General features: G+C 54.5%; 7 protein-coding genes. 3 read left to right on the top strand and 4 right to left on the bottom strand.

The genetic code is table 11. The annotated features are described in order from the left end of the window. Nucleotides 1–101 precede the first annotated feature (101 nt). Nucleotides 102–1,139: a YkvI family membrane protein gene (locus tag ACTHO6_RS10960; RefSeq protein WP_440241581.1), complete on the bottom strand. Its 1,038-nt coding sequence runs from the start codon at nucleotides 1,137–1,139 to the stop codon at nucleotides 102–104. A gap of 53 nt (nucleotides 1,140–1,192) precedes the next feature. Here ACTHO6_RS10960 and ACTHO6_RS10955 point away from each other — a divergent pair, with 53 nt between their 5' ends. From ACTHO6_RS10955 to ACTHO6_RS10945, 3 genes are all read left to right on the top strand, one after another. Further along, nucleotides 1,193–1,942 (top strand): MBL fold metallo-hydrolase, encoded by a 750-nt coding sequence (locus ACTHO6_RS10955; protein WP_440241580.1) that lies wholly within the window; start codon nucleotides 1,193–1,195, stop codon nucleotides 1,940–1,942. A gap of 34 nt (nucleotides 1,943–1,976) precedes the next feature. Continuing rightward, nucleotides 1,977–2,537, top strand: coding sequence for a class I SAM-dependent methyltransferase (locus ACTHO6_RS10950; protein WP_440241579.1), 561 nt, complete (start codon nucleotides 1,977–1,979; stop codon nucleotides 2,535–2,537). Between the two features lie 154 nt (nucleotides 2,538–2,691). After that, nucleotides 2,692–3,792: a YheC/YheD family endospore coat-associated protein gene (locus ACTHO6_RS10945; protein WP_440241577.1), complete on the top strand. Its 1,101-nt coding sequence runs from the start codon at nucleotides 2,692–2,694 to the stop codon at nucleotides 3,790–3,792. A 125-nt stretch (nucleotides 3,793–3,917) separates the two neighbouring features. Here ACTHO6_RS10945 and cbpB read toward each other — a convergent pair whose 3' ends face one another. The 3 genes from cbpB to ACTHO6_RS10930 all read right to left on the bottom strand — a co-directional run bounded on the left by cbpB (nucleotide 3,918) and on the right by ACTHO6_RS10930 (nucleotide 6,639). Next, a complete protein-coding gene (gene cbpB, locus ACTHO6_RS10940; protein WP_440241576.1) occupies nucleotides 3,918–4,391 on the bottom strand; it encodes a cyclic-di-AMP-binding protein CbpB in 474 nt (157 codons plus the stop codon). A 211-nt stretch (nucleotides 4,392–4,602) separates the two neighbouring features. After that, entirely contained in the window at nucleotides 4,603–5,742 is a 1,140-nt protein-coding gene (locus ACTHO6_RS10935) for an acyltransferase (RefSeq protein WP_440241575.1), read from the bottom strand. A 54-nt stretch (nucleotides 5,743–5,796) separates the two neighbouring features. Beyond that, entirely contained in the window at nucleotides 5,797–6,639 is an 843-nt protein-coding gene (locus tag ACTHO6_RS10930; RefSeq protein ID WP_440241574.1) for a lipoate--protein ligase family protein, read from the bottom strand. Nucleotides 6,640–6,743 lie beyond the last annotated feature (104 nt).

Below are 6,743 nucleotides of genomic sequence, written 5' to 3'. Positions count from 1 at the left end.
CTGTTGAATTCAGACGTCAGCTGTCGGCCTAACGGCCGGGGTTTTTCTTACTGTCTACAAATTGGGGTCTTGACCAACCATGGGAGAGGTTTTTTTGCATGCTACCAGGCTCGGTCACGCCATTGTCTGTAGACGAGCATCACCAGGAACAAGAGGACGAACTGGCCAAACAACGGGTACAAAAAGCGCAGCAGCGAACTGAAACCGATAAAGCTGACCAGATAGCAGATGACGAGGATGCCGAGAATGATCGTGGCGCCGCGCAGCCGCGTCACCTGACCGATCTGCTGCGCCAAGCCGAAGACATTGGCTACGAGCGTCGAGAAAATTTCCGCGTACACCAGCAAGGAGAACAAAAACGGGATGCTCCGTCCCAGCCCTTGCAGCAGGGCGATCATCGGCATTTCCGCCTCCTGAATACCCGGCATTTTTACCGTCAGCGAGGAAAAGGCCAAAAGCAGGAGCAGCCCGATTCCCAGTCCGCCGATGATCCCCCCGACGATCAGCGGCTTTTCGCTCGTGCTGTGCCGACCGATCGGCACAAGAACCGCTTGTGTCAGCGTGACATTTAAGGCAACATAGTAGAGAGGGGAGCTGAGCCAGGCCCAGGGGCGCAACGCTTCCACGGTCACGCCTGTATCCAGCCACGGTTTCGAATACAGAAACACGAGCAGGGTAAACGCGATGAGCAAAGGCACAAAAATGCTGTTCACTTGGTGAATGGCAAACAGTCCTTTGCGCGTGACGAAAAAAATGAGAATCATGCTGAGCCAAATGCCGATTTGCGGGGACAAATGAAAGGACTCCCAAAAAATAGCGCCGGTAGCCGCTAGCATCACGGATGTTGTTCCTAGCAAAACGGTTAACAGCAGCATATGAAAAACCGTGCCAAATGGATGTCCGAACAAATACGTGCTGACCTCTTGATAGGAATTGGCCTGAATCCGGTAGGAGATGAGCATGACCCGGATTCCAGCCCACACGAATAAACTGGTGGCAATTCCAATGCCAATCAAGCCTTGTGTTCCATATTGCACAAAGAACTCAACAATTTCCTTGCCTGATGCAAAGCCGGCTCCTACGACTGTTCCGATATACGTAAAAGCGATTTGCCATGAGGCTCTCCATGTTCCTTGCATCTCAGACCTCCTGTCCCACCTTATTCCATCCTATGAGCGGGAGTGAACCGAATATGCGCGTAACCGTGCTTGGCTATCAATCTCCATATCCAGGTCCAGGGGGAGCGACTCCAGGGTACTGGGTCGAGACAAACGAGGGAAAACTGCTTTTGGATTGCGGCAGCGGCGTGCTTTCCCGGCTTGGTGTCTACTTGCCCCTTTACGACCTGGATGCGCTGCTGTTGTCTCATTATCATCACGACCATGTGGCAGATGTGGGCGTGCTTCAGTATGGACTGATGGTGCATCAGCTGTTCGGGCAACGGCCCGCCGACAAGCCGCTTCCTGTCTATGCGCCAGCGTTTCCGGAGCAGCAGGCGAAATCGTTGACCTACCGGGAGGCAACCCGCTTTTTCCCGGTGGATGAACGAAGCAAGCTCTCGATCGGAGATGTGCATGTCTCCTTCCTGCGCACAGATCACGGGGACGGGGACCCTTGCTATGCCGTGCGGCTGGAAGCAAACGGGAAAACGCTTGTCTACGGCGCAGACAGCGGACCCGGGACCCAGTGGCGAGGCTTTGTCGATCAGGCAGACTTGTTTATCTGTGAAGGGACGTATTTGGATCAGAATCGCCCAGCGAAGCCGAACGGGCATTTGTCCGTCCGACAGGCGGCAGAGCTGGCGCAGGCGCACGATTGCCGTTCGCTTCTGATCACCCATTTGTTCCACGGGTATGAAGAGAGCAACGTGCTCAGTCAGGCGGAGGCGTTTGTCGCAGGTCCGGTGCATGTGGCCCGTATCGGTTGGCAAATCGAGCTGTAGCGGCATGGATAGAAAGAGAGGAGAGAAAGAAAGAATGTTTCCCAATGTATTGGAGGTAGCACGAAAACTGATTCGCGAGCGCGTACAACCGGGAGAGACGGTGATCGACGCCACGATGGGCAACGGCAATGACACGCTGTTTCTCGCCCAACTCGTTCAGGAGACGGGAAAGGTCATCGCCTTCGACATTCAGCCGCAGGCGATCGCCAAGACCAAAGACCGACTGGAGCGGGAAGGCTTGGCAGAGCGGGTGGAGCTGAAGCTGGCAAGCCACGAGGAAATTGAGAGCCTGAACGTGCAAGCCGCCGCCATCATGTTCAACCTGGGTTATCTGCCCGGAGGTGACAAAGAGATTACGACCCAGGCGAGCAGCACCATCCGCGCCATCGAGTCCGGCCTTCGCGTACTGCGGCCGGGAGGGATCATGACGGTGATGATCTACTGGGGTCATGCCGCAGGCGAAGTAGAAAAGGAAGCGGTGGAGGCATTTTGCCACGAGCTTAGCCAGTTGGAGTTTCTCGTGCTGAAATACCAGTACATCAACCAGCAAAACCAGGCGCCGTTCCTCTTGGCGATCGAGCGTCGGGCCCAGTAGCGCATGTCCCCCTTTCCCGGGCAAGCGCAGATTCCGACAGGCTTGGCAAAAATTTTGTCAGCAGGCGGATTAGGCTTGGCGTCTGCAAAATAGGCACGCCCTTGCCGTTTTTGGCACATACCCTATGGTGAGGAATGGAGCAAGGGGGATCTTTGTGGACAGAATCGGCATTATGTTAGATTGGGCCATTATGCAGAAAGGGATCAAAGGAGACAAGTCGTATGAGCGCCTGCCGTACTATGTGGAAATCGGCAAAGAGCTGGGGCTGGAGCCTGTCTTTTTTCATCCAAGGCATGTCCTTGCGGGCGACGAGCGGGTGCAAGGCTATTTTTGGAATGGCAGCAGGCTCGTTTCCCGACTGGTCCCGATCCCGCGGGTCATCCACAACCGCGTCCTGACCGGGGACCCAAAAGCCCGCGCTGTCATTTCCCGGCTCAGCAAAAAGAAGACGGTCTTCAACGGTTTGGTGGTGCGTGACAAGCGCAAGGTGCACCAGATGCTGTGGAAGAACGAGCGCATTCGCCCATACTTGCCCCACACCGTTCCCTATTCAGGCGAACAGCTTCGCCAGTTTCTCGATAAATACCAGGTAGTCTATGTCAAGCCGTCGATCGGCTCAGTAGGCATCGGTGTGGCAAGGATCGAACGTCACGGGAGCGACTATCACTTCATCGCCTCGAAAAAGCGAAACGTGATGTCGCGCCCCGAACTGTTGGCCGCCGTCCGGCGCTGGGTCGGCAACAAGCGCTTTCTCATCCAGCGAGGAATTCCGCTCGCCCGTTATGGCGGAAAAACGTTTGACATCCGCGTGTCCGTGCAAAAAAACCGGGATCGCGACTGGACGGTCAGCGGAATGGTGGCCAAAGTCGCCAACAGCAAAAACAAGCTGAGCAACCTTTCGCGCGGGGGCAGGGCCGTGCCGTTCACAGAAGCGGTGGCAGCGCTGTTTACGCCGGAGCAGCAAGCAGAGACCATCCGGCGAATCAGCGAAGCGGCTGTTGCCATCGCGAAGCAGTATGGTCGTCATTTTTCCTCGCTGGCGGATCTCGGGATGGATATGGGCATCGACGAGAAAGGCAACCCGTACTTGATCGAGGTCAATGTGCGGGATCAGCGGTATTCCTTTTTCAAGGCAGGGGAAAAGGCGATGTTCAAGCAGACGTACCGCCATCCGCTGGAGTACGCCCTGACCTTGCTGGAGGAGCAAAAGCTGCGCAAAAAGCAAGCGGCTCAATTTTTGCGGCTGCACGGATAAACAGCGGGACGGCTGGAAAGTGATCGGAAGCACGATCATCGCAACGAGTAAGCGAACATGCGAGAAAGCGGAGCGTTAAAAAGAAAAGGACGGTGGCGCGGGCCTCCGTCTTTTTGTATGCTCGATTACGCTTTTTCCTGGGGCTGCTGAGTCTCGGACAAGGGATAAGGCAGGTTGCGAAAATGGCGGTAAGCCAGCGCCAAAATCGATTTGCGCGTCAAAATTCCTTGGAAGTAATGGTCGGCATCTTCAATACAGACAAACGGATGGTTAATGGACACTTCCAACGCCTTCAAAAATTCATCCGTATCGTGCAAGCGCGGCATCTTTGTGTCCATGACATCGTCGACGATGTACTCAGAGATTTTTTCCAGTTCAAAGCGTTCAAGTCCCAGCGATTTGTTGATAATCATGTTCGTGCTGATCAATCCGTGCAAACGGTAGTGGTGATCCAGTACCGGGACGGCCGAGTAACCCGATTTGATCAGAACAAGCAGAGCGTGCTCAAGCGAATTTCCTAATTGCACATGAGCAACTTTTGTGGACGCGATAATAAGCTCTTTGATGGGTGTATGTAACAATGGGATATCCTGATTCATCCGATCGACCACCTTTTCTGTCGTCTACGGCAGCGACGCGCTGCCAGTGATCCTCCTCTATGATACCGTAAGTACGGTGCCAGCGGTAGAGCTACATGAGAAAACTTGCTGCGCCAAGCCATTGGCGCAAGCCTTGATTGCACGTATACGGGATCTTCTGATCGGGACAAAAAAAGCCCGGCAGGTTGCCAGGCAATGAAGCGAGGGGCGGTTACGCCTTGTATACTTCCGTTTTGTAGACCGGCGTGGACTTCGGTTTTCCTTTTCCGCCCGTCCAGTACGACAGCAGCGTGTGCTCATACAAGAAGATACAGAGCGGTGGCGTAATCACGAGCATGGCCAGCATGATGAACGGCGTCGACCAATCCAGCCGGAAAATGACGTAGCTCTCCAGGAGAAACAGAATCAGCGGGTGGACGATGTAGATCGCCATGTTTTGCCGGGCCATGCGCGATAGCCAGGAGCCGAGCTTGGGCAGCCTCCCGAGGTAGCGGGAAAGCGAGTAGAAGCTGGCAAGAAAAGCGACGGTGTAGAGCAAGTAGAGCGGCCGGAATATGTTCAGGCTCTCATAATACGATACGGCGCCGCTCAAGTAATCGTTTGCCATCCAGATGGCTGTCACCCCTGCAAGCACACAGGCAGGGACTTGCAGCCGCCAGGTCCACATGCGCCATTTTTCCAGATTCATGCCCGCATAGGCCCCGAGCGCAAAGGTAAACAGGTACATGTGCACGTAATTTTGTCCGGATACATACGTGTGCTGGACGAAGCGGAGAAGAGACGACGCCGTCCAGTCGATTTCCCAGAGCGGGTTGATGAACAAGACCTGGTACAGGGCGTACAGACCGATCTGTCCGACAAACAGCACCACCAGGACGCGAAAGCTTAAAAACCGCTCCACCCATGGTTTGACCAGGCAAAACAGCAAATTCAGCTGCAAATAGAGCGGGATGTAATACAGATGGTAAAACGCACTGCCCGTAAACAGGCTCTCGAAAAACGGGCCAGCCAATACGCGGGGATCCATACTTTGCAGCTTGAAACCGGTAAAAACCGCCGTCCAGATCATATAGGGCAAAACGATGACGCGCCACCGCTTTTTCCAGAAGGCAGCCCAGTCCATCTCCCGCTTTTGGTACCAGTAAAACAGCAGCATCCCTGTAGCAAAAATAAACAGGGAGCGTCCGAAGCGCAGCAAAATAAGCAGGACGGCTTCCACTTCGCCGTTCCACGGGTAGTCCTGTTGATTCTCAATGAAAAAACCGAGAATGTGAATCGCAAGTACCGTGAGCGCGCCAAAAACAAAAAGGGCATTCAGATCCTGAAACGTCCCCTTTCGATCGCTATTCATAAACCCTCCCAAAGTCTCACCGGTCGCACCGCCTGACAGACAGACAAACCCCCATTACCTGGGTAAACGCCATTGCGGTGCAGCCAGTTCTTTTGCGGTAAAGGAAAACAGCTGCAAACGATTAGCCAAATGGTGCTTGGACTCCGCCAGCAGTTCTTCCTGTACAGAAAAAGGAACGGGAAGTGCAGGCCACTGGGAGCGAATCGCCGCGAACAGACGTGCTTTCACATCGTCGACAGTGGCGGGCTGTCCTGTCAATCCCGCGATGCTTCCTACTGTCGAGCCAACGATGGTCGGAATCGGCTTGTGGTTCTTCATTTCCTCCAGCCCGGCGATGGCGTAAAAGCGCTCCATCCATTCTCCGCGCGGCCTTTCGTCTATATTGATGCAAATCTGCAAAATGGATCCGAAGCGGGTACGACGCTGCGCCATGCCGCCAATTTTTTTTCCGTGCAGGGAAAAATCGTACTCTCCGGCACAGTAGGACCCGAGAACTTCGCCAAATTCCAGTACGCCGTAGTCGCGAAGTCCAACCCGCAGCATCTCGGCCACAAAGGAAAAAAACGAATCGATGGAAATCGTCGTATCGGGCAAGAGCCAGGCTACGTTGAGAACGCCGGCATCCAGCGGGACACAGGCGCCGCCGGAAGAACGCAGCACACATCCGAAGCCGTCCTGGCCAAATTGGCGCAACGCTTCCTCCAAATAAGGCAGCCTCGCGTCTCTGCGGCCCAAATACAGGGCCTGATCGTAGACCCAAAGGTGGATGATCGGTACAGCCGACTCGGCCTGCATACCGGCTGCCAATGCTTCGTCGCGGGCCAAAGGTTCCAGCGGTTGGCCCCGATATACGCCCGAATCCATCCAGTGGAAAGGCTGATTGACAGAAAATGACATAAAAAAGGCTCCTTCACTGCACAAGAGTAGCTATCATTATACAACTGAACTGCGTACATTTCTAGGTTTTTGGCCGCCTTTTTTCTCGTTGGGAAAAGCTTGCA

It is taken from the genome of Brevibacillus sp. SAFN-007a (assembly GCF_051967035.1).
Classification (GTDB): Bacteria; Bacillota; Bacilli; order Brevibacillales; family Brevibacillaceae; genus Brevibacillus.
The sequence above is the reverse complement of the archived record's forward strand: the minus strand, read 5'-3'. Positions and strand labels throughout refer to the sequence as shown.